Below are 18,927 nucleotides of genomic sequence, written 5' to 3' on the forward strand. Positions count from 1 at the left end.
CGTCAAGAAGGCGTCCTTCCTTTCCCCGGGCGGTGCACCAGCAGCCCGGCCAGCACGGCGCCGAGCAGCAGCAGGCCCGCGCACCAGAGCAGCGCCCCGCGGAACGCGTCGGTCAGGGCCGCCTTCTGCTCGTACCCGGTGCCGGAGAGACCGACCAGCAGCGGCAGCGCGGCCACCGCCAGCAGGCCACCGGCCCGGGAGGCGGCGTTGTTGAAGCCGCTGGCCACCCCGGCGAACCGGTCCGCCACGGCCGCCAGCACCGAGGTGGTCAGCGGGGCCACCACCAGGGTCAGGCCCGCGCCGAACAGGACCACCCCGGGCAGCACGTCCACCCAGTACGACGCCCCCGGCCCGATCCGGCGCAGCAGCAGCAGACCGCCCGCGGCGATCACCGGCCCGACGGTCAGCGGCAGCCGTGGGCCGATCTTGGCCGACAGCGCCCCGGCCCGGGGCGAGCCGACCAGCAGCAACAGCGTCATCGGTACGGTGGCCAGCCCGGTGCGCAGCGCCGACCAACCGATCCCGTTCTGGAGAAAGACGGCGAGGAAGAAGGTGAACCCGCCGAGCGCCGCGTACACGACCACGGTGAAGACGTTCAGCACCGAGAAGAGCCGGCTGCCGAACAGCTTGGTGGGGAGCATGGCCGCCTCGCCGCGCCGCCGCTCGACCAGCACGAAGGCCGCCACGGCGAGCACCCCGACCAGCACCGACACCAGCACCGCCGGGGAGCGCCCGCCGCGGGCCGGCGCGTCGATCAGGGCGTACGTGACCCCGCCGAGGCCCAGCGCGCCGAGCAGTGCGCCGCCCACGTCGAACCGCCGCGTCGCCCCCGTACGCGAGGCGGCCACGTCCCGGCTCTCCGGCACCCAGCGCAGCGCGGCGAGCACCACCGCGACGGCCAGCGGCAGGTTGATGAAGAAGATCCACCGCCAGGAGAGCGCGTCGATCAGCCACCCGCCGAGGAGCGGGCCGAGGGCGGTGGAGACCCCGGACAGCCCGGACCAGGTGCCGATCGCCCGCCCCCGGTCGTCCCGGTGGAAGCTGGCCTGGAGCACGGAGAGCGAGCCGGGGGTGAGCAACGCCCCGCCGGCGCCCTGGAGGAACCGGGCCACGATCAGCCAGCCGGTCCCCTGAGCCAGCCCGCAGAGCACCGACGCCGTCGCGAACCAGGCCACGCCGATCAGGAAGACCCGCCGGCGGCCGAACCGGTCGCCGAGCGCGCCCCCGAGCAGCACGAACGCGGCCAGTGTCAGCAGGTAGCCGTTCACCGTCCACTGGAGATCGGCGACGCTGGCCTTCAACTCCGCGCCGAGCCGGGGCAACGCCACGTTGACCACCGTGGTGTCCAGGAAGACCATGCCGGAGGCGAGGATCGCGGCGAGCAGAGTGCCCCGCCCGGCGGCGGTGCCCATCCGGAGCGCGGGCGCGGGTGCGGTCATGGGTACCAACTCTGCCCGCACTCCACTACCGACGCCACGAATCATGGAAACCGATCCGGGGTACTGTGCGGACTCGCCCGGAGCACGCAAGCTGGAGAGGTGTCGTCTGTGCGTACGAGATCAGAAGCCCGCGCCGGACTCGCGGCCGCACTCGCCGCGGCGGTCGCCGTCGGCGTGGCCGGCTGCGTGCCGGTGGTCGACGAGCCGGAACCGGCGACGAGCGCCACCGGGGCCGTCACCAAGCAACTCGACGAACTGACCGTGGCCACCGCCGGGGCCATGAAGGGCTACAGCCGGTCCCGCTTCCCGCACTGGCGCAAGACCGGCAAGAACTGCGACGTGCGGGACACCGTGCTGCAGAAGGACGGCGAGAACGTCAAGCTGTCCGGGTGCAACGTGGTCGGCGGCCACTGGGAGAGCGTGTACGACGGGCTGGCCTTCGACGACCCTTCCCAGGTGGACATCGACCACGTGGTGCCGCTGGCCAACGCCTGGCGTTCCGGCGCGGACCAGTGGGACGACTCGAAGCGCGGCGACTTCGCCAACGACCTGACCCGGCCACAGCTGGTGGCGGTTTCCGCGCGCTCCAACCGGGCAAAGGGTGATCAGGACCCGTCCCAGTGGAAGCCGGCGAACCGGTCGTACTGGTGCAAGTACGCCGAGGACTGGGTGACGGTCAAGCACTACTGGGGGCTGACGGTGACCAGTGCCGAGAAGACCGCCCTCACCGACATGTTGGAGACCTGCACATGAGCACGCAGCGAAGCGGAGTGCCGTCATGAGCGAAGCAGCTGAGACCGGGGCCGGCGGCACACCGCCGCAGACCACGGACGAGAGCGCGGCGGCAGCCGACGGCGGCGGCACCTCGACCGGCCCTACCTCGGCCGGGATGGCGGTCGACGGCACCCCGCCGGCCTCCGCCGAGGTCCCCGGAGCGGGCATGTCCGCCGACGCCGCCCCGCCCGCCGGTGCCCCCGATGGTGCCGGCGCGCAGCAGCGGACCAGCGACATCACGGCCGGTCCGGGTGGGGTGATGACCGACGAGGTGGGCGTGGTGACCGGCGAGCTGACCCTGCGTACCGAGTACGCCGACGGCCAGGTCACCCTGCGCGTGCAGTACAAGGACGCCGACGAGTGGTACGGGGTGACCGGCGGGCGGGTGCCGCTGGCCGACCCGGCCAGCCTGGACGCCGTGCACACCATCGCGGTCGCCCTGCTCAACCGCCCCGAGGGCTGAGACGGGCCGGGCCCCTGCCCGCGATCTCCGGGCAGGGGCCCCGGCCGGTGCTCACGGCGTCGGGATCAGCTCACCGGGGTCGCCCGGCGCGGTACCCTCGTCCGGCCGGACCAGCTCCGGCTCGACCTCGTGCGGCCGGATCTTGCCGTCGGCGATCTGCTCGGCGTAGTGGCAGGCCACCCGGTGCCCGTCGAGCACCTCGCGCAGTGCCGGCCGCTCGTCGGCGCAGCGGGTCGGCTGGGCCCACGGGCAGCGGGTGTGGAACCGGCATCCGGCCGGCGGGTTCGACGGCGACGGCAGGTCGCCGGCGAGCAGGATCCGCTCACGGCGGTCCTCGACCGTCGGGTCCGGCACCGGCACCGCCGACATCAACGCCTTCGTGTACGGGTGCATCGGCTCGCGGTAGAGGTCGTCGCTGGACGCCTCCTCCACCAGCCCGCCGAGGTACATCACCCCGACCGTGTCGGCGATGTGCCGGACCACCGCCAGGTCGTGGGCGATGATCAGGTACGTCAGGCCCCGCTCGTTCTGCAGGTCCTCCAGCAGGTTGAGCACCTGCGCCTGGATCGACACGTCCAGCGCCGACACCGGCTCGTCGGCGACGATCAGGTCCGGGTCGAGCACCAGCGCGCGGGCGATGCCGATCCGCTGCCGTTGGCCGCCGGAGAACTCGTGCGGGTACTTGCTCAGCGCCGAGGCGGGCAGCCCGACCGCGTCCAGGGCCTCCCGGAGCCGCTTGGCGGTGGCCGCCTTGTCGCCGGCCAACCCGTGCGCCTTGAGCCCCTCGACCAGCAGCGACTCCACCGACTGCCGGGGGTCGAGGCTGGACAGCGGGTCCTGGAAGATCATCTGCATCCGGCGGCGGGCCCGGCGCATCGACTCGCCCTTGAGCGAGCGGACGTCGGTGCCGTCGAAGACGATCTCCCCGTCGGTCGGCTCGACGAGCCGCAGCAGGCCCCGGCCGAGGGTGGACTTGCCACACCCCGACTCGCCTACCAGGCCGTACGTCTCGCCCTTGTTGATCGACAGCGAGACGCCGTCGACGGCGTAGACGTAGCCGACCGTACGGTCGAAGAGAACGCCGCTCTTGATCGGGAAGTGGACCTTGACGTCGCGCAGTTCGACCAGTGGTCCGGTCCGCTCGGTCACGGCACCGCCACCTCCTCGGTTACGGGGTTGTTGCAGCGCAGGTCGCCGCGGGTCGCGGTGGGTTCGAGCGGGGGCGTGCCCTCCAGGCAGGCGTCCACCACCCGGTCGCAGCGAGGCGCGAACGCGCACCCCTCCACCCACGGGATGTTGTCGGCCACCGAGCCGCGAATGGCGTGCAGCCGCTCGCCCCGCGGCGCGTCCAGCCGCGGCACGGAGCTGAGCAGCCCGTGGGTGTACGGGTGCCGTGGCCGGGCGAACAGCTCGTGCCGGGCGGCCCGCTCGACCACCTTGCCGCCGTAGAGCACGTTGACCGTGTCGCAGAGACCGGCCACCACGCCCAGATCGTGCGTGATCATGATCAGCGCGGTGCCGGTCTCGTCGACGAGCTGCTTGAGCAGGGTGAGGATCTGCGCCTGGATGGTCACGTCCAGTGCGGTCGTCGGCTCGTCGGCGATCAGCAGCCGCGGCTTGCAGGCCAGCGCGATGGCGATCAGCGCGCGCTGCCGCATACCGCCGGAGATCTGGTGCGGGTACTCCTTCAGCCGGCGGGACGGGTCCGGGATGCCGACCGCGTCGAGCAGTTCCCGGGCCTCCTTCAGCGCCGCCTTGCGCTCCATGCCCCGGTGCCGTTCCAGCACCTCGGCCACCTGCACGCCGATCGGCACGACCGGGTTCAGCGAGGAGAGCGGGTCCTGGAAGATCATGCCGATGTCCCGGCCGCGCCGGTCCCGCATGTCGTTCGGACGGAGCTGGAGCAGGTCGGTCCCGTCGAACATCACCTGGCCGGTGACCTTGTTGCCCCGCCTGGGCAGCAGGCCCATGATCGCCAGGCTGGTCACGCTCTTGCCGCAGCCGGACTCGCCGACCAGGCCCACGGTCTGCCCCGGCTCCACGCTGAAGCTGACCTTGTCGACCGCGGTGAACGGTCGCTCACCGCGACGCTGGAACACCACACTCAGATCGCGTACGTCGAGCAGGCTCATCGGGTCACTTCCTCTCGCCGGCCAGGGCCGGCCGTGCTGGTCCAGCGCATCGCCGTCACCGCCGGCTCTTCGGGTCGATCGCCTCGCGCATCCCCTCGCCCAGCAGGGTGAAGCCGAGTGCGACCACGATGATCGCCAACGCCGGGTAGTAGGCCAGCTCCGGCCGTACCTCGAAGTAGCGGACGCCGTCCACGCCGAGCATCAGGCCCCACTCGGCCCGGTTGATGTCCGGGTCACCGAGGCCGAGGAAGGAGAGCGAGGCGGCTTCCAGGATCGCGGTGGAGAGGGTGAGCGTGGCCTGGACGATCACCGCGGTCATCGCGTTGGGCAGCATGTGCCGCAGCACGATGGATCGTTGCTTCACACCGAGCGCCCGGGCGGCCAGCACGTGGTCGCTCTCCCGCTGGGCCAGCATCGAGCCGCGCAGCAGCCGGGCGAAGATCGGCACGTTGACGATGGCCACCGCCATGATCACCGTCCACTGGCTGGACCGGCTGGCCATGGCGACCAGGCTGATCGCCAGCAGCAGCGCCGGCAGGGCCAGCATCACGTCGGTGAGGCGCATCAGGATGTTGTCGACCCAGCCGCCGAAGGCGCCGGCGAGGGCACCGAACAGCGTGCCGAGCGCCAGCCCGATCAGCGTGGCGAAGACGCCGACGAAGAGGGTCTGCCGGCTGCCGTAGATCAGGCGGGAGAGGAAGTCCCGGCCGAGCGGATCCGAGCCGAGCGGGAAATCGCCGCTGGCCCCGGGAATGTTGTCGACGGTGAGGTTCTTGGTCAGCTCGTCGAACCGCTGCCCCGGGTCGTGCGGCGCGAGCAGCGGCGCGAAGATCGCCACCAGGACGAACACCGCGACGATGGCCGCGCCGAACATGGCGACCGGGTTGTGCCGCAGCCGCCGGACGGCGTCCCGGATGAGGCTCACACCGCCCTTGTCGGCGCTGGCGCGAGCCAGTTCGTCCAGCTTCGCCTTCTTCCGGTCGCCGAGCCGGCCGATGCCCCGCTCGGTCGCGCCCTTGGGCCGCTGGCCGGGGGTGTCGGCGCCGTCGCGCGGGGCGGTCACCCCGGGCCGGGTGGTCGGGTCGCTCATGCTGCCACCTCGCTTCGCTCGGCGGCAGCGAGAGGCTCCGCCACACTGTGCCTGGTGATTCCCCACCCACCGCGCCCAGGCCGGCGCTTCTCGCTGAGCCTCGTGCGCTCGCTCATCGCACACGCACCCTGGGGTCGATCACGGCGTAGGAGAGGTCGACCAGGAGGTTGACCACCACGAAGACCATCGCGGCCAGCAGAATCAGCGCCTGGAGCACCGGGTAGTCGCGACCGCCGCTGATCGAGTCGGTGATCAGCGTGCCCAGGCCACCCCAGTTGTAGACCTTCTCGGTCAGCACCGCGCCGGAGAGCAGCGCGCCGGTCTGCAGGCCGATGGTGGTGACCACCGGCAGCAGGGCGTTGCGCAGGATGTGCCGGCCCCGGATGGTCTTGTGCCGCAGGCCCTTCGCCTCCGCCGTACGGACGTAGTCCTCGTTGAGCACGTCCAGCACGCTGGCCCGGGTCATCCGGACGATCACCGCCAGCGGGATGGTGGCCAGGGTGAGGGCCGGCAGGATCAGGTGCCACAGCGCGTCGGCGGTGGCGTCGAACTCCCGGGTGAGCAGTCCGTCGAGGACGAAGAATCCGGTGACGTTGGTGTTGTCCAGACCGGTGCTGAGCCGCCCCGAGGGCGGGAACCAGTGGATGTTCTGGGTGAAGACGTCCTTGAGCAGGTAGCCCAGGAAGAAGATCGGAATCGAGATGCCGAGTAGGGTGCCGGCGATGCTCAGGTTGTCCAGCAGCCGTCCCCGGAAGCGGGCGGCGAGGTAACCGAGCGGCACCCCCAGCCCGACCGCAATGATCATGGCAGCCAGGGCCAGCTCGATGGTGGCCGGGAAGGCGCGGCCGATCACCTCGGTGACCGCGTCGCCGGTCCGGATCGAGTTGCCGAAGTCGCCGGTCAGCACCCGCTGCATGAACTTGGCGTACTGCACCATGATCGGCTGGTCATAGCCGAGCGCCTTGGTCAGCAGGGCGCGGTTCTGCGGGGTGGCCCGCTCACCGAGCAGCGCGTCGACCGGGCCGCCGGGCAGGTTCCGCAGCCAGATGAAGATCAGCGCCGACAGCGCTATCAGGGTCACCACCAGCTGAAGCAGGCGGCGGACTATGACTCGCAACATCTCTCACACACCAGATTCTCGATAACAGCGGGTCGGCCCGGGCCGGGGAAGCCCGGCCCGGGCCGATTCCGTGTACGGCGTCAGCGGCGTCGTCAGCCGACGCTGACCGTGTTGAACCGCTCGTCGGTCAGCGGGCTGGCGATCATGCCCTTGACGTCCTTGGTGACCACGATGGCCGGCGGGGCGTGCCAGATCGGCACGGCCGGAAGCCACTTGGCGGCGATGTCGCGGTTGACCTGCTCCCAGGCGGCCTTCTTGCCGGCCTCGTCGACGGTGCCGTCGGCCTTGGCGATGGCGTCGAACATGTCGGTCACCGCCGCGTCACCGAACTCGGTCTTGGCGCGACCGAAGAAGGTGCCGACGAAGTTGCCCGGGTCGTTGTAGTCACCGGTCCAGCCGAGGATGTGCAGGTCGTGCTTGCCGAACTGCTGCACGTCGTCCTTGTAGCCACCGTTCCACGGGCGGGACACACCGTTGACCTTGATGCCGACGGCCTGCAGGTCGTTGGCGAGAACGGTGAAGATCTCCTGCGGGTTCGGCATGTACGGCCGGGAGACGTCGGTCGGGTAGTAGAAGTTGAGCGTCAGACCCTCGGCGCCCGCCTCCTTGAGCAGCTGCTTGGCCTTCTCCGGGTCGTACTCGTACTTCTGCACGTCCGGCGCGTAGCCGAGCACGGTGTCCGGCATGAACTCGTCGGCGACCTTGGTGCCACCCGGGCCCTTGGTCTGGACGAGCTGCTGACGGTTGAGGGCGTAGGCGATCGCCTGGCGCACCCGCAGGTCCTTCAGCTTCGGGTTCTTCTGGTTGATGCCCAGGTAGAGGATGTTGAACGCCGGGCGGTTGATGACGTTGAAGCCTTCGCTCTCCAGCGCCTTGCGGTCGGCCGGGGCCGGGAAGTCGATGCCCTGGACGGTGCCGGCCCGCAGCTCCTGCTTGCGGGTGTTCTCGTCCTTGATGACCTTGATGATCAGCTTGTCGACCTTGGCCTTTTCGCCCCAGTAGTCGGGGTTCCGGTTCAGGGTGATCTCACCCTTGGCCTTGTCCCAGCCGCCGTACGTGAACGGGCCGGTGCCGACCGGGTGCTCGTTGGCGAACGCGCTGTACTCGAACGAGTCGCCGTTCTGCTTGACCGTGTCGGCGTCGTACTTCTTCAGCGCCTCCGGGCTGGCGATCGACAGCGACGTCAGCGCGAAGGCCCCAGGGAAGGCGCCCTTGTACTCATTCATGGTGATGACGGCCGTGTTGTCGTCCTTGGCCTCACACTTGTTGTAGAGGGCCTTGCCGGCGTCCGGGCTCTCGTTGTTCGCGAAGCCGCCGAAGACGTCCAGGTAGTAGAGCATCTGGGACTGTGCGGCAGCGCCCTTCATGTTGTACCAGCGGTCGAAGTTGAAGCAGACCGCAGCGGCATTGAAGGCGTTGCCGTCGTGGAACTTCACACCCTTGCGGAGGTGGAAGGTCCAGACCTTGCCCTCGGGGTCGTGCTCCCAGCTCTCGGCCAGAGCGCCCTGGAGGTCAGCCGTGCCCGGCTTGTTCTGGATCAGGGTGTCGTACATCTGCCGGACCGGCCGGAACGACTCACCGTCGTCGTTGAAGATCGGGTCGAAGTTCTTCGGGTCACCGGCACCCGCGAAGACGAAGGTGCCGCCGGTCTTTGCCCCACCGCTGTCCCCGTCGCGCTCGCTCTTGGCGCAGCCGGACGCCCCGACCGCCAGAGCGGCTGCGGCCGCGAGGGCCACGGCCGCTTTACGCCTGCTCGCCTGCATCTCTCACCTCTGTCATGCGCCTGTCCACGCCGAAGTTGTGGCTCAGTCCGTGAGCGGGAGGCTATGACACGACACACAGAAGCGGAACGCCCGTTAGGCAATCGCTATCAAGCCGACACCAAGCTGCGGGTCTGACAGGGACTGATCTCGCGACAAACAGGACTGTCACAGCCGCGAGCAGATGCTGGGATCGGACAAATCATTGCAAGTCAATCCAGTCCAGGGCTGATCGCCTGGCCACGTGGCGAACGACACTCATCCCACATTCCGGCAACAACGATCGTCGGCCCATCGGCCGCTCAGGGGCCGGTACTCGCAGGGTCGGCAGCGCCCCCGGCACGGAGGAGGCGTCGCGGGACCGACGGCCCGTCTCCACCTCTCCGTGCCCGGTACGGCGCTCAGATCGCCCGGCGGCCCTCGAACGCCCGGCCCAGGGTGATCTCGTCGGCGTACTCAAGATCGCCGCCGACCGGCAGGCCGCTGGCCAGCCGGGTCACCGCGATCCCCATCGGCTTGACCAGCAGGGCCAGGTACGTCGCGGTCGCCTCGCCCTCGGTGTTCGGGTCGGTGGCGAGGATCAGCTCGCGCACCGCGCCACCGCCCAGCCGGGTCATCAGCTCCCGGATCCGCAGATTGTCCGGCCCGATCCCCTCCAGCGGATTGATCGCGCCGCCGAGCACGTGATAGCGACCGCGGAACTCACCGGTCCGCTCGATCGCCACCACGTCCTTCGGCTCCTCGACCACGCAGAGCACCTCGTCCGTACGCCGCGGGTCGCGGCAGATCCGGCACTGCTCCGACTCGGCCACGTTGAAGCAGCTCGTGCAGAAGCGCACCAGCTCCTTGACCTTGCGCAGCGCGCCGGCCAGCCGGTTCACGTCGGCCGGATCCGCCGACAGGACGTGGAAGGCGATCCGCTGGGCGCTCTTCGGGCCCACGCCGGGCAGCCGGCCCAGCTCGTCGATCAGGTCCTGGATGGCACCCTCGTACATCTGCCGGCTCAGAACCCGGGCAGGCCGAGGCCGCCCATCCCGCCCGCGACCGGGCCCATCTTCTTCTCGGTCAGCTCCCGAGCCGCCTCGGCGGCGTTGTGCACGGCCGCGACGACCAGGTCCTCCAGCGTCTCCACGTCCTCCGGGTCGACCGCCTTCGGGTCGATCTTGATCGCCTTCAGCTCACCGGTACCGGCGACGGTGGCGGTGACCAGGCCACCGCCCGCGGTGCCGGTCAGCTCCGCCTCGGCCAGCTCGGCCTGGGCCTTGGCGATCTGCTGCTGCATCTTCTGCGCCTGCTTCAGCATCTGCTGCATGTTCGGCTGTCCACCTGGGCGCACGGACGGCTCCTTCTCGCACTCGTCTGATCGGCCGCGCCCAGCCTAGTCGGGCGGCGGCACCGGTCCTCCGCGGTCGGCGCGCGATCAGCGCGCGTCCACCTCGTCGATCTTCTCCGCCCCGAACGCCTCCCGGAGCAGCCGCACCGCCTGCTCCTCGCTGGACTGCCGGGCGGTCCGCTCGTCGATCACGTCGTCCAGCGGCTCGTCGCCCGGGTCGAAGCCCTCGTAGACGGGCGTCGCCTTCGCGGCGCCGGCCACCGGCCCGTCGTAGTCCGGGTCGTAGGGCGGCTCACCGGCCCACTCGGCGTCCGCGGTCTGCCGCGCCTGGGCCACGCGCGGTCCCTTGCCCGGCCCGCCGCCAGTGGCAGCCGCAGCGGCCGCCCGGGCCGCCGCGATCGCGCTGCTCACCGGCGCGCCGCCGGTCCCGCCCGCCGTGGGCCGCTGCGCCGCCGTCGTCGACCCGGTGGTCGAGCTTGGCGAGGAAGGACCAGCCGGCCCGGGTACGGCGGGAGCCGCCGTCACGGTCGCCGTGGCGCCGCCCGGCCGGGTCGGCTCCGGCGAGCCGGTCGCGGCGCCGCCGGGGCGGGCCGGCTCCGGCCAGTCCCCGCCCTCCTCGGCGCCGCCACCCGGTCGGGCCGGTTCGGGCCACTCCTCGTCGTCGTTCGGTGCGTCGGCCCCGCGGCCGGGCACCCGAGCAGAGGGATCACCCGTCCGCGCCGGGGCGCCCGAGCCGTTCGGGGAGCCGCCGGCGTCCGTCCGGGCGTGACCGGGCACGGCGGACCGGGTCGGGGCAGTGCCACGACTCGCGCCGCCCCCGCCGTCCGGGCCACCGCCCGGACCCGCCGGCCCACCGGCTGAGCCGGCCGGACCGCCCGACGGGCCAGCAGCGGGCGCGGCGGCGGCCGGCCGGGGCGGAGCGGCGGAACGGGTCGGGCCGCCGAGCGTCGCGGCACCCCGCTCGCCGGCCACCTCGCAACGGATCTGCCAGCGGCCACCCAACTCCTCGTAGAGCGCGTCGGTCAGCACCGCGGAGTGATCGGCCATCATCTTGGCCAGCACCGTCGACTTCACGGTCAGCACCAGCGTGTCGCCGTCCAGGTCGCGGACCACCGCGTCGCGCATCAGCGCCGCGATCCGCTTGTTGGTGCGGTTGACCTTGCCGACCACCTCGGGCCAGACCCGGCGTACGGCGACGGCGTCCAGCGCGCCGGGCGGGGCCGAGCCGGGACGCGGCGGCTCCGGGGTGGCCGGATCGGGCATCACCGCCGACGGCGGCACGGAACGACGGGCAGGGGCACCGGAGGCCGGGCCGGCCCCGGCCAGGGCCGCGTCGGCCGGCGTCGGGGTGGCCGGGGCGGGACGGGAGCCGTCGGCTGGGCTCGGGGCGGAACGGGCATCGGCGGCCGGGCTCGACGCGGAACGGGCATCGTCGGCCGGGCTCGGGGCGGCCGGCGCGGAACGGGAACCGGCGGCCGCGGCAGCGGCCCGCGCGGCGGCCATGCCGGTCGGGGTGCCGGCAGCCGCCGGCGTGCCGGCGGTCTCCGGGTGGGACGCGGCGACAGCCGCGGCCGGGGCGGGAGGCTCCTGGCGTACCTCGGGGGCGGGGGCGACCGGCGCGGGGCCGGCGGCGGCCGACGGCGGCTCGGCACCGCCCACGGTGAGCCGGCGTTCCATCCGTTCCAGGCGCTGGAGCAGGCCGCCGGACGAGTCGTCCACGCCGGGCAGCAGCATCCGGGCGCAGATCAGCTCCAGCAGCAGCCGGGGAGCGGTGGTGCCGCGCATCTCGACCAGGCCGTTGTGCACGATGTCCGCGCAGCGGGACAGGGTGGCCGAGCCGAGCCGCTGGGCCTGGGCGGCCATCCGCTCGATCTGGTCGTCCGGGCCGTCGATCAGGCCCTTGGCGGCGGCGTCCGGCACCTGCTGCATGACGATCAGGTCGCGGAGCCGTTCCAGCAGGTCGGAGGCGAACCGGCGGGGATCGTGGCCGGCCTCGGCGACCCGGTCCACGGTCGCGTACGCGGCGGCGCCGTCCCCGGCGGCAAGGGCGTCGCACATCTCGTCGATCAACGCGGAGTCGGTGACGCCGAGCAGTGCGGCGGCTCGGGCGTAGCTGACCCCCTCCGGGCCGGCGCCCGCGATGAGCTGGTCGAGCACGGAGAGGCTGTCCCGGGCGCTGCCACCGCCGGCGCGCACCACCAGCGGGAAGACCGCCGGCTCGACCTTGGCACCCTCGGCCTCGCAGAGCTGCTCAAGATACGGCCGGAGCACCTTCGGCGGGATCAGCCGGAACGGGTAGTGGTGGGTCCGCGACTTGATCGTGCCGAGGACCTTCTCCGGCTCGGTGGTGGCGAAGATGAACTTGACGAACTCCGGGGGCTCCTCGACCAGCTTGAGCAGGGCGTTGAAGCCGGCCGACGAGACCATGTGCGCCTCGTCGATGACGTAGATCTTGAAGCGGCTGCGGGCCGGCGCGAAGAACGCCTTCTCGCGCAGCTCGCGGGCGTCGTCGACACCGCCGTGGCTGGCCGCGTCGATCTCGATGACGTCGATCGAGCCGGCGCCGTCGGTGGCCAGCGAGCGACAGGACTCACACTGCCCGCAGGGCTCGGGAGTGGGCCCCTGCTCGCAGTTGAGCGAGCGGGCCAGAATCCGGGCGCTGGAGGTCTTGCCGCAGCCCCGGGGGCCGGAGAAGAGATACGCATGGTTCAGCCGCCCGCTACGCAGCGCCTGCGACAGCGGCTCGGTGACGTGCTCCTGACCGATGACCTCGGCGAACGTACGGGGCCGGTACTTGCGGTAAAGGGCCAGTGCCACCCGTACCGCCTCCTCTCGACCGAGCCATTCTGCGCCGGTCGGGCGCGGGTGACCACCCACCACCCCGTGACCTGACCCGCAGGAACGTTACCGGTACCCGGAGACAGAAAGGCCTCCCGTGCACCCGGCAGAGCTCGCTTATCCTTGCTGCCTTCCGGCCCTGGGGAGGTTCACGAGATACCGCCGCACGGGAGGTGCCGCCAAGCCTACCCGACGCCGCGTCGATCTTCAGGGGGTGGTGGGGTGGCCCACCCGACGGGGACCTGTATCCTGGCTCGCGGAGGATTCGCCTAGAGGCCTAGGGCGCACGCTTGGAAAGCGTGTTGGGTTAACACCCTCACGAGTTCGAATCTCGTATCCTCCGCTCGCTTGAGCAGGAAGAACGACAGGGCCGGCCCCACAGGGACCGGCCCTGAATCGTCTCCACAGTCGCCTCGTCCCAATTGTCGTCCCGTGGGGTCGAACAGAGGACATTTTCTTCCCGGCGCGCCTGACTGAGCAACCGCTCCTCTCGCTCGTCTCATCGGGGCTTGAAAGACTCGGGCATGCAGAGTCGCGCGGCGCGGTCGCCGACACTCGTACACATGTTCCATCCACAGCCTGTGGATGCCGAGAGGATCGGATGAGTTACCAGCTCAGCGCGGTCGTCGCCGACGTCGAACTGCTTCGCGAGCAGACCGTCGACCTGGACCACGCGGTCCTCGCCGCGCTCCGTCAGGACTTCGCGCTGCTGCCGATCACCCCCCAACTCGTCGAGGAGTTGACCGGGGGGCTGCCCGACTTCGCCTCCGGCGAGCCGTCCGCCGAGCACCCGTTCCAGCTCGTCCTGTCGCCGGCCCTGGCGGGCGACGGCTCCAGGTCGCAGCGCGGCGACAGACGCGCCGCGCCGGAGTTGTCGCAGGTGTTGGCCGGCTGGTCGCGGGAGGGCCCGGTGGCGTACCTGGAGGCGGAGTTCGCCGGCGGGCTGGGCCACCAGTCGGCGGTGGTCTGGCTGGGCGGCGAGGTGAGCTGGGGACCGTGCTTCGACGGTGCGTTGGACCGGCCGCGCACCGAGTGGCCGATCAACGGCGCGCTCGCCCGACTGGGCGTCGAGCCGGGGCCCTGGATCGACCCGTTCGCCGAGCTGGGCCTGCACCTGGAACGCGACACGGCCGGCTGGCTGGCACACGGCCGCCGCGGCCTCTCCGCCGACTACTGGGACGAGCTGGCCGACGAGTGGGAACTGCGGCAATCCGGACAGCACCAGCAACCTCATCGCCCCGGTCCCGTTGGGGACTGGGGGATTTCATGAGACTGCGACAATTCGGATTCATCGCCGCGTTGACGGTGGCCGCCTCGGTCGCCGGCAGCGGCGTCCGTCCACAGGGGTCGGACGTGTCGGCCTGGCCGGTCGGGGCCGCCGAGGTGGTCAGCCTCGACGGGCTGCGCAACGCCGAGTTCGGCGTCACCGAGGCGGAACTGACCCGGCGTGGGGTGCTGCGTACCGAGCTGGACGCGTGCGGCCCGACGCTGGCCGGGCACGGCTCGGTCAGCCCGATCTTCGTCGACGAACGCCTCGTCCTGCTCTGGCTCGACGAACCGATGAGCACACCCGAGGGGATCACCGTCGGCGCGCCGGTCGCCGAGGTACGCGTCGCCTACCCGTCGGCGGTCGAGTTGGCCGCGCCACCGGCGACGTACCGGTTCGACGGGCTGCTCGCCCGGCACGGCGACCGGGCGTACCTGTTCCTGCACGACGGAACGACCGTCCGGGAGATCATCGCCGGGTACGCGGACTGGGCCCGCCGCCTCTTCGACGAGGGCTACGGCCCCTGCTGACCGGGAGCGCCGCGATTTCCGACCCGTTCCGGGGACACCGCCCAGGCACTTCGTCGGGTTAAGGTGCGGCCGCACCCGTTCCGGCCGACCTCCGGGCCGAATGCAACGTGAGTTCCGCCGCCTGATCCGCGATCCGCGACCGGCGGTCATCGACTTTCCACGCAAGGGATTCGCGACAGATCATGTCAAGAAGATGGATCTCCGTGCTGATCACCGCTGGGCTGGCTCTCGGTGCGTCGATCGACACGTCTCAACCGGTGAATGCGGCAGGCTCCTCTCCCGATGGTGGTGGCTGGGCGAACGCCGGCGTCAAGCCGGGCGCGCGCACGAGTTCGCTCTCCGCGAGCGCCACCACGCCGCCCGGCTACACGATCCGTGGCATCGACGTCTCCAGCCACGACCACACCCTCGGCCCGATCGACTGGCCGGGCGTGGCGGCCAACGGGTACAAGTTCGCGTACATCAAGGCGACCGAGGGGCAGACCTACCTCAACCCCTACTTCGCCGAGGACTACCGTGCGGCCAAGGCGGCCGGACTGCTCGTCGGCGCCTACCACTTCGCGCGCCCGGACAGCCGCAACCCGGTCGCCGAGGCGAACTACTTCATCGACAACGCACGGTTCGCCAAGGACCGCCAGACTCTCGTGCCCATGCTGGACCTCGAATGGCCGTACTGGAGTGGCGCGCCGGCCTGCTACGGGCTGACCCCGACGGAGCTTTCCAACTGGATCCGAGCCTTCAGCAACCAGGTCAGGGCCCGCATCGGCCGGCCGGTGATGATCTACACCAACACCAACTGGTGGAACCCGTGCACCGGCAACGACGCGTCCTTCGGCGACCACCCGCTGGACATCGCGGGCTACACCGCCACCCGCCCGCCGCTGCCGGCCGGCTGGACGACGGAGGCCATCTGGCAGTACGCGCCCGGTAACCCCAGCCAGCCCGCCAACCACAGCCAGAACGTGTTCAACGGCGACTACGCCGCCCTCACCCGGCTCACCGGCGCACCGGCAGCCGCGGCGCCGGTCGCGTTCCGCGCCCGCGTCAACAACCGCTACGTCGTGGCCGAGAGCGCCGGCGCCAAGCCGCTGATCGGCAACCGGACCGCGGTCGGGCTCTGGGAACAGTTCGACATGATCGATGCGGGCGGCGGCTTCGTCGCTCTCCGCTCGCGGGCCAACGGCAGGTACGTGGTGGCGGAGAGCGCGGGCACCAAGCCGCTGATCGCCAACCGGACCGCGATCGGCCCGTGGGAGAAGTTCACGGTCATCAACAACGCGGACGGCAGCATCAGCCTCCGCGCCAACGCCAACGGCAGGTACGTGGTGGCGGAGAGCGCGGGCACCAAGCCACTGATCGCCAACCGGACCGCGATCGGGCTCTGGGAGAAGTTCTCCATGGTGACCACCGCGTGAGCCACGGCGGGCCGGCCTTCCCGGCCTGGCCCGCCGACCTGGTCGTACCTCACGAATCGCCCGGGCCGGTCCGATGAGCGAATAAGACTAGTGATCCAGAGATACGGAAACGCCCGGCTGGTCCTTCGGGACCGACCGGGCGTTTCGCCTGTTCATGAGCGGTGGCGGCGGGATTTGAACCCGCGGAGGGCGTAAACCCTCACACGCTTTCGAGGCGTGCTCCTTAGGCCACTCGGACACGCCACCGCCGAGAAGGGTACAGGACCGCCGGTCCGGACGCCGAACCGGTATCCCCTCGGCCAACCTGGCAGGATCTTTGGCATGAGTACGCACATCGGCGCTGAGCCGGGAGAGATCGCCGAGCGGGTCCTGATGCCGGGCGACCCGCTGCGGGCCAAGTGGATCGCGGAGACCTACCTCGAAGACCCCCGCTGTTACACGACGGTCCGCGGCATGCTGGGCTTCACCGGCCGCTGGAACGGCGTCGAGGTCTCCGTCCAGGGCTCCGGCATGGGCATGCCCTCCGCCTCCATCTACGCCCACGAGCTGATCAACGAGTACGGCGTGAAGAGCCTGATCCGGGTCGGCTCCTGCGGCGCCCTCCGCGAGGACCTCCAACTGCGCGACGTGATCGCCGCGATCGGGTCGTCCACCGACTCGAACATGAACCGGATGCGCTTCGACGGGCTGATCGACTACGCCCCGGTCGCCGACTTCGGGCTGCTGCGTACCTCGGTCGAGGTCGCCGAGCGGCGCGGCATCACCATGCACGTCGGCCCGATCCTGGCGGCGGACGCCTTCTACACCGACCGGCCCGACCTCTACGACACCCTGGCCGACTACGGCGTGCTCGCGGTGGAGATGGAGTCCGCCGCGCTCTACACGATCGCGGCCCGGTTCAAGGCCCGGGCGCTGACCATCCTGACCGTCAGCGACCACATCAAGACCGGCGAGAAGACCACCTCCGCCGAGCGCGAGCAGACCTTCAGCCAGATGGTCGAGGTCGCCCTCGACACCATCATCGCCTGACCTTTCCGCGACTCTTCGCCGCCCCGCCACCGTCGTCGGTGGTGGGGCGGCAGCGTTTCAGATCACAGAAATAAATACGACCGGTCGTGCTTTTTCTGGGTACGCTGCCCGCATGTCCTCCGACGGCCGCGTCGCCCGCGGCGAGCGCACCCGCACCGCGGCGCTGGACGCCGCCGTGGCCCTGGCCACCGAGGCCGGTCTGCACGGGCTCTCCCTGGCGCAGCTCGCCGACAGCCTCGGGGTCAGCAAGTCCGGCCTGTTCGCGCACTGGCGGTCCAAGGAGGCCCTCCAACTGGCCACCGTCGACCGGGCCGTCGCGCAGTGGCAGGAGCGGATCGTCCACCCCGCCCTGCGCGCCCCTCGGGGCGTACGGCGGCTGCGGGCCGTGCACGACGCCCGGATCGACTTCTACGCCGCCCGGGTGCTCCCCGGGGGCTGCTTCTTCGCGAACACCGAGTTCGAGTACAACGCCCGCCCCGGCCCGGTCCGGGACCGGCTCGCCGCGGCGTTCAGCCAGTGGGCCGCCTTCCTCGAACGCCTCGTTCAGGAGGCCGTCGACCTCGGCGAGCTTCCCGCCGACCTGGACGTTCCCCAGTTGGCGTACGAGATCGACGCGCTCGGGATCAGCGCCGTGATGCGCTCCCGGCTGCTCGACCCGGACACCGCCTACCGGCACGCCCGCCGGGGCCTGCTCAACCGCCTACGGCCGCTGTGCCCCGATCCGACCCTGCTACCGGAAGGTCCCTCATGAGCCACGCCATCGTCGACCGCCCCGCCGTCGAGTTCGGTCACGTCGAGCACGTACCGGTGCACTTCGACGACCTCGACGCCATGGGCATCCTGCACAACGCCCGGTACGCGGTGCTGCTGGAACGGGCCCTGACGCCGTACTGGGCCGAGCGTGGCGTCGCCTTCCGGGCCGGCCGGCAGAGCGCCCCCGACGTCTTCCACGCGGTACGCGAGTTCACCATCACCTACCGCGCGCCGGTCACCGGTACCGGGCCGGTCGCCGTGCACTTCTGGCTCGATCACTTCGGCACCACCAGCGCCCGGTACGCCTTCGAGTTCCGCTCGGTAAACGGGGACACCCTGCACGCCGACGGCACCCGGTCGATCGTCCGGCTGGACCCGGCGACCATGCGCCCCACCGCGTGGACCGAGACCGCCCGGACAGTCGCCGCGACCCTGCTGCGCCCTTGAGCGCGTCAGGAGGGGTCCCCTGCTCCGCACGAGGCGTTGAGGGGCCCCTCCTTACCGGAAGAAGGCGCGCAGCAGCGCGGAGCTCTCCGTCTCCAGGACGCCGGCATAGACCTCGGGGCGGTGGGTGAGGCGGCGGTCCCGCAGCACGTCCCAGAGCGACCCCACCGCGCCCGTCTTCGGCTCCCACGCGCCGAAGACCACCGTCGAGATCCGGGCCAGGGAGATCGCCCCGGCGCACATCGTGCACGGCTCCAGCGTCACCACCAGGGTGCAGTCCGCCAACCGCCACCGGCCCAGCCGCTCGGCGGCCCGGCGCAGCGCCAGCACCTCGGCGTGGGCGGTCGGGTCGCCGGTCAGCTCCCGCTCGTTGCGCCCGACGGCCAGTTCCACGCCGTCCGGACCGTAGACGACCGCGCCGACCGGGACGTCCTCCACCGCGGCCTCGCCGTCCGCCGCCGGGGCGCTGTCCGGGCCGGTCACCGCGACCTCCAGCGCCCGGCGCATCCACAGCTCGTGCCGCTGCCGGCGGCCCACGCC

At 71.3% G+C, this 18,927-nt stretch carries 18 protein-coding genes, 2 tRNA genes and 1 other RNA gene; 9 read left to right on the forward strand and 12 right to left on the reverse strand.

The features are described 5' to 3' along the window. Positions 1 to 2: 2 nt before the first annotated feature. Positions 3 to 1,439: an MFS transporter gene (locus GA0070621_RS22370; protein WP_091199194.1), complete on the reverse strand. Its 1,437-nt coding sequence runs from the start codon at positions 1,437 to 1,439 to the stop codon at positions 3 to 5. Positions 1,440 to 1,547: 108 nt separating this feature from the next. On the opposite strand from GA0070621_RS22370, the gene GA0070621_RS22375 reads away from it, so the two are divergent. Further along, on the forward strand, positions 1,548 to 2,192 hold the full coding sequence (locus GA0070621_RS22375) for an HNH endonuclease family protein (RefSeq protein WP_091199195.1): 645 nt from the start codon (positions 1,548 to 1,550) through the stop codon (positions 2,190 to 2,192). Positions 2,193 to 2,217: 25 nt separating this feature from the next. Then, positions 2,218 to 2,676: a hypothetical protein gene (locus GA0070621_RS22380; protein WP_091199197.1), complete on the forward strand. Its 459-nt coding sequence runs from the start codon at positions 2,218 to 2,220 to the stop codon at positions 2,674 to 2,676. Positions 2,677 to 2,727: 51 nt separating this feature from the next. Here GA0070621_RS22380 and GA0070621_RS22385 read toward each other — a convergent pair whose 3' ends face one another. The 9 genes from GA0070621_RS22385 to ffs form a co-directional block, all read right to left on the reverse strand. After that, positions 2,728 to 3,825: an ABC transporter ATP-binding protein gene (locus tag GA0070621_RS22385; RefSeq protein WP_091199199.1), complete on the reverse strand. Its 1,098-nt coding sequence runs from the start codon at positions 3,823 to 3,825 to the stop codon at positions 2,728 to 2,730. After that, entirely contained in the window at positions 3,822 to 4,808 is a 987-nt protein-coding gene (locus GA0070621_RS22390; RefSeq protein ID WP_091199200.1) for an ABC transporter ATP-binding protein, read from the reverse strand. Before GA0070621_RS22390 ends, GA0070621_RS22385 begins: the two co-directional genes overlap by 4 nt. A gap of 55 nt (positions 4,809 to 4,863) precedes the next feature. Continuing rightward, positions 4,864 to 5,898, reverse strand: a complete 1,035-nt coding sequence (locus tag GA0070621_RS22395; RefSeq protein WP_091199201.1) for an ABC transporter permease — start codon at positions 5,896 to 5,898, stop codon at positions 4,864 to 4,866. Positions 5,899 to 6,010: 112 nt separating this feature from the next. Continuing rightward, positions 6,011 to 7,018 carry an ABC transporter permease gene (locus GA0070621_RS22400; protein WP_091199203.1) on the reverse strand — a complete coding sequence of 336 codons (1,008 nt, stop codon included), beginning with the start codon at positions 7,016 to 7,018 and terminating at the stop codon, positions 6,011 to 6,013. 92 nt (positions 7,019 to 7,110) lie between these two features. Then, positions 7,111 to 8,781: an ABC transporter substrate-binding protein gene (locus GA0070621_RS22405; RefSeq protein WP_091199205.1), complete on the reverse strand. Its 1,671-nt coding sequence runs from the start codon at positions 8,779 to 8,781 to the stop codon at positions 7,111 to 7,113. 398 nt (positions 8,782 to 9,179) lie between these two features. After that, positions 9,180 to 9,773, reverse strand: a complete 594-nt coding sequence (gene recR, locus GA0070621_RS22410) for a recombination mediator RecR (RefSeq protein WP_091126294.1) — start codon at positions 9,771 to 9,773, stop codon at positions 9,180 to 9,182. Between the two features lie 8 nt (positions 9,774 to 9,781). Then, positions 9,782 to 10,090 (reverse strand): YbaB/EbfC family nucleoid-associated protein, encoded by a 309-nt coding sequence (locus GA0070621_RS22415; RefSeq protein ID WP_030502117.1) that lies wholly within the window; start codon positions 10,088 to 10,090, stop codon positions 9,782 to 9,784. Positions 10,091 to 10,198: 108 nt separating this feature from the next. After that, on the reverse strand, positions 10,199 to 12,928 hold the full coding sequence (locus GA0070621_RS22420) for a DNA polymerase III subunit gamma and tau (protein ID WP_091199207.1): 2,730 nt from the start codon (positions 12,926 to 12,928) through the stop codon (positions 10,199 to 10,201). A 107-nt stretch (positions 12,929 to 13,035) separates the two neighbouring features. Then, positions 13,036 to 13,125, reverse strand: an RNA gene (gene ffs / locus GA0070621_RS22425) — signal recognition particle sRNA small type. 82 nt (positions 13,126 to 13,207) lie between these two features. On the opposite strand from ffs, the gene GA0070621_RS22430 reads away from it, so the two are divergent. From GA0070621_RS22430 to GA0070621_RS22445, 4 genes are all read left to right on the forward strand, one after another. Further along, positions 13,208 to 13,292: transfer RNA gene (locus GA0070621_RS22430), tRNA-Ser, on the forward strand. Between the two features lie 258 nt (positions 13,293 to 13,550). After that, a complete protein-coding gene (locus tag GA0070621_RS22435; protein WP_091199209.1) occupies positions 13,551 to 14,219 on the forward strand; it encodes a hypothetical protein in 669 nt (222 codons plus the stop codon). Then, positions 14,216 to 14,746, forward strand: coding sequence for a hypothetical protein (locus GA0070621_RS22440; protein WP_091199212.1), 531 nt, complete (start codon positions 14,216 to 14,218; stop codon positions 14,744 to 14,746). The genes GA0070621_RS22435 and GA0070621_RS22440 overlap by 4 nt, the downstream gene beginning before the upstream one ends. 203 nt (positions 14,747 to 14,949) lie before the next feature. Further along, positions 14,950 to 16,161 carry a GH25 family lysozyme gene (locus tag GA0070621_RS22445; protein ID WP_157740031.1) on the forward strand — a complete coding sequence of 404 codons (1,212 nt, stop codon included), beginning with the start codon at positions 14,950 to 14,952 and terminating at the stop codon, positions 16,159 to 16,161. Positions 16,162 to 16,320: 159 nt separating this feature from the next. Here GA0070621_RS22445 and GA0070621_RS22450 read toward each other — a convergent pair. Beyond that, positions 16,321 to 16,407 (reverse strand) — tRNA-Ser (locus tag GA0070621_RS22450). Positions 16,408 to 16,482: 75 nt separating this feature from the next. Between GA0070621_RS22450 and deoD the strand changes: the two genes are divergently transcribed. From deoD to GA0070621_RS22465, 3 genes are all read left to right on the forward strand, one after another. Continuing rightward, positions 16,483 to 17,190 (forward strand): purine-nucleoside phosphorylase, encoded by a 708-nt coding sequence (gene deoD / locus GA0070621_RS22455; RefSeq protein WP_091199216.1) that lies wholly within the window; start codon positions 16,483 to 16,485, stop codon positions 17,188 to 17,190. A 112-nt stretch (positions 17,191 to 17,302) separates the two neighbouring features. Further along, complete coding sequence (locus GA0070621_RS22460; protein ID WP_091199218.1) at positions 17,303 to 17,941, forward strand: TetR/AcrR family transcriptional regulator; 639 nt, start codon at positions 17,303 to 17,305, stop codon at positions 17,939 to 17,941. Beyond that, a complete protein-coding gene (locus GA0070621_RS22465) occupies positions 17,938 to 18,390 on the forward strand; it encodes an acyl-CoA thioesterase (protein WP_091199220.1) in 453 nt (150 codons plus the stop codon). The genes GA0070621_RS22460 and GA0070621_RS22465 overlap by 4 nt, the downstream gene beginning before the upstream one ends. A 51-nt stretch (positions 18,391 to 18,441) precedes the next feature. Here the strand turns inward: GA0070621_RS22465 and GA0070621_RS22470 are convergent, their stop codons facing one another. Then, the gene (locus GA0070621_RS22470; RefSeq protein ID WP_167667662.1) at positions 18,442 to 18,894 is read right to left on the reverse strand and encodes a nucleoside deaminase; all 453 of its coding nucleotides are present in this window, start codon (positions 18,892 to 18,894) and stop codon (positions 18,442 to 18,444) included. Positions 18,895 to 18,927: the final 33 nt, after the last annotated feature.

This window comes from Micromonospora narathiwatensis (genome assembly GCF_900089605.1).
Classification (GTDB): Bacteria; Actinomycetota; Actinomycetes; order Mycobacteriales; family Micromonosporaceae; genus Micromonospora; species Micromonospora narathiwatensis.

Excerpts from the sequence above, each read along its gene's own strand:
- GA0070621_RS22370 (WP_091199194.1), bottom strand. The coding sequence starts at position 1,439 with ATGACCGCACCCGCGCCCGCGCTCCGGATGGGCACCGCCGCCGGGCGG.
- GA0070621_RS22380 (WP_091199197.1), top strand. The coding sequence starts at position 2,218 with ATGAGCGAAGCAGCTGAGACCGGGGCCGGCGGCACACCGCCGCAGACC.
- GA0070621_RS22390 (WP_091199200.1), bottom strand. The coding sequence starts at position 4,808 with ATGAGCCTGCTCGACGTACGCGATCTGAGTGTGGTGTTCCAGCGTCGC.
- GA0070621_RS22395 (WP_091199201.1), bottom strand. The coding sequence starts at position 5,898 with ATGAGCGACCCGACCACCCGGCCCGGGGTGACCGCCCCGCGCGACGGC.
- GA0070621_RS22400 (WP_091199203.1), bottom strand. The coding sequence starts at position 7,018 with ATGTTGCGAGTCATAGTCCGCCGCCTGCTTCAGCTGGTGGTGACCCTG.
- GA0070621_RS22405 (WP_091199205.1), bottom strand. The coding sequence starts at position 8,781 with ATGCAGGCGAGCAGGCGTAAAGCGGCCGTGGCCCTCGCGGCCGCAGCC.
- recR (WP_091126294.1), bottom strand. The coding sequence starts at position 9,773 with ATGTACGAGGGTGCCATCCAGGACCTGATCGACGAGCTGGGCCGGCTG.
- GA0070621_RS22415 (WP_030502117.1), bottom strand. The coding sequence starts at position 10,090 with ATGCAGCAGATGCTGAAGCAGGCGCAGAAGATGCAGCAGCAGATCGCC.
- GA0070621_RS22435 (WP_091199209.1), top strand. The coding sequence starts at position 13,551 with ATGAGTTACCAGCTCAGCGCGGTCGTCGCCGACGTCGAACTGCTTCGC.
- GA0070621_RS22440 (WP_091199212.1), top strand. The coding sequence starts at position 14,216 with ATGAGACTGCGACAATTCGGATTCATCGCCGCGTTGACGGTGGCCGCC.
- deoD (WP_091199216.1), top strand. The coding sequence starts at position 16,483 with ATGAGTACGCACATCGGCGCTGAGCCGGGAGAGATCGCCGAGCGGGTC.
- GA0070621_RS22460 (WP_091199218.1), top strand. The coding sequence starts at position 17,303 with ATGTCCTCCGACGGCCGCGTCGCCCGCGGCGAGCGCACCCGCACCGCG.
- GA0070621_RS22465 (WP_091199220.1), top strand. The coding sequence starts at position 17,938 with ATGAGCCACGCCATCGTCGACCGCCCCGCCGTCGAGTTCGGTCACGTC.
- GA0070621_RS22470 (WP_167667662.1), bottom strand. The coding sequence starts at position 18,894 with ATGCGCCGGGCGCTGGAGGTCGCGGTGACCGGCCCGGACAGCGCCCCG.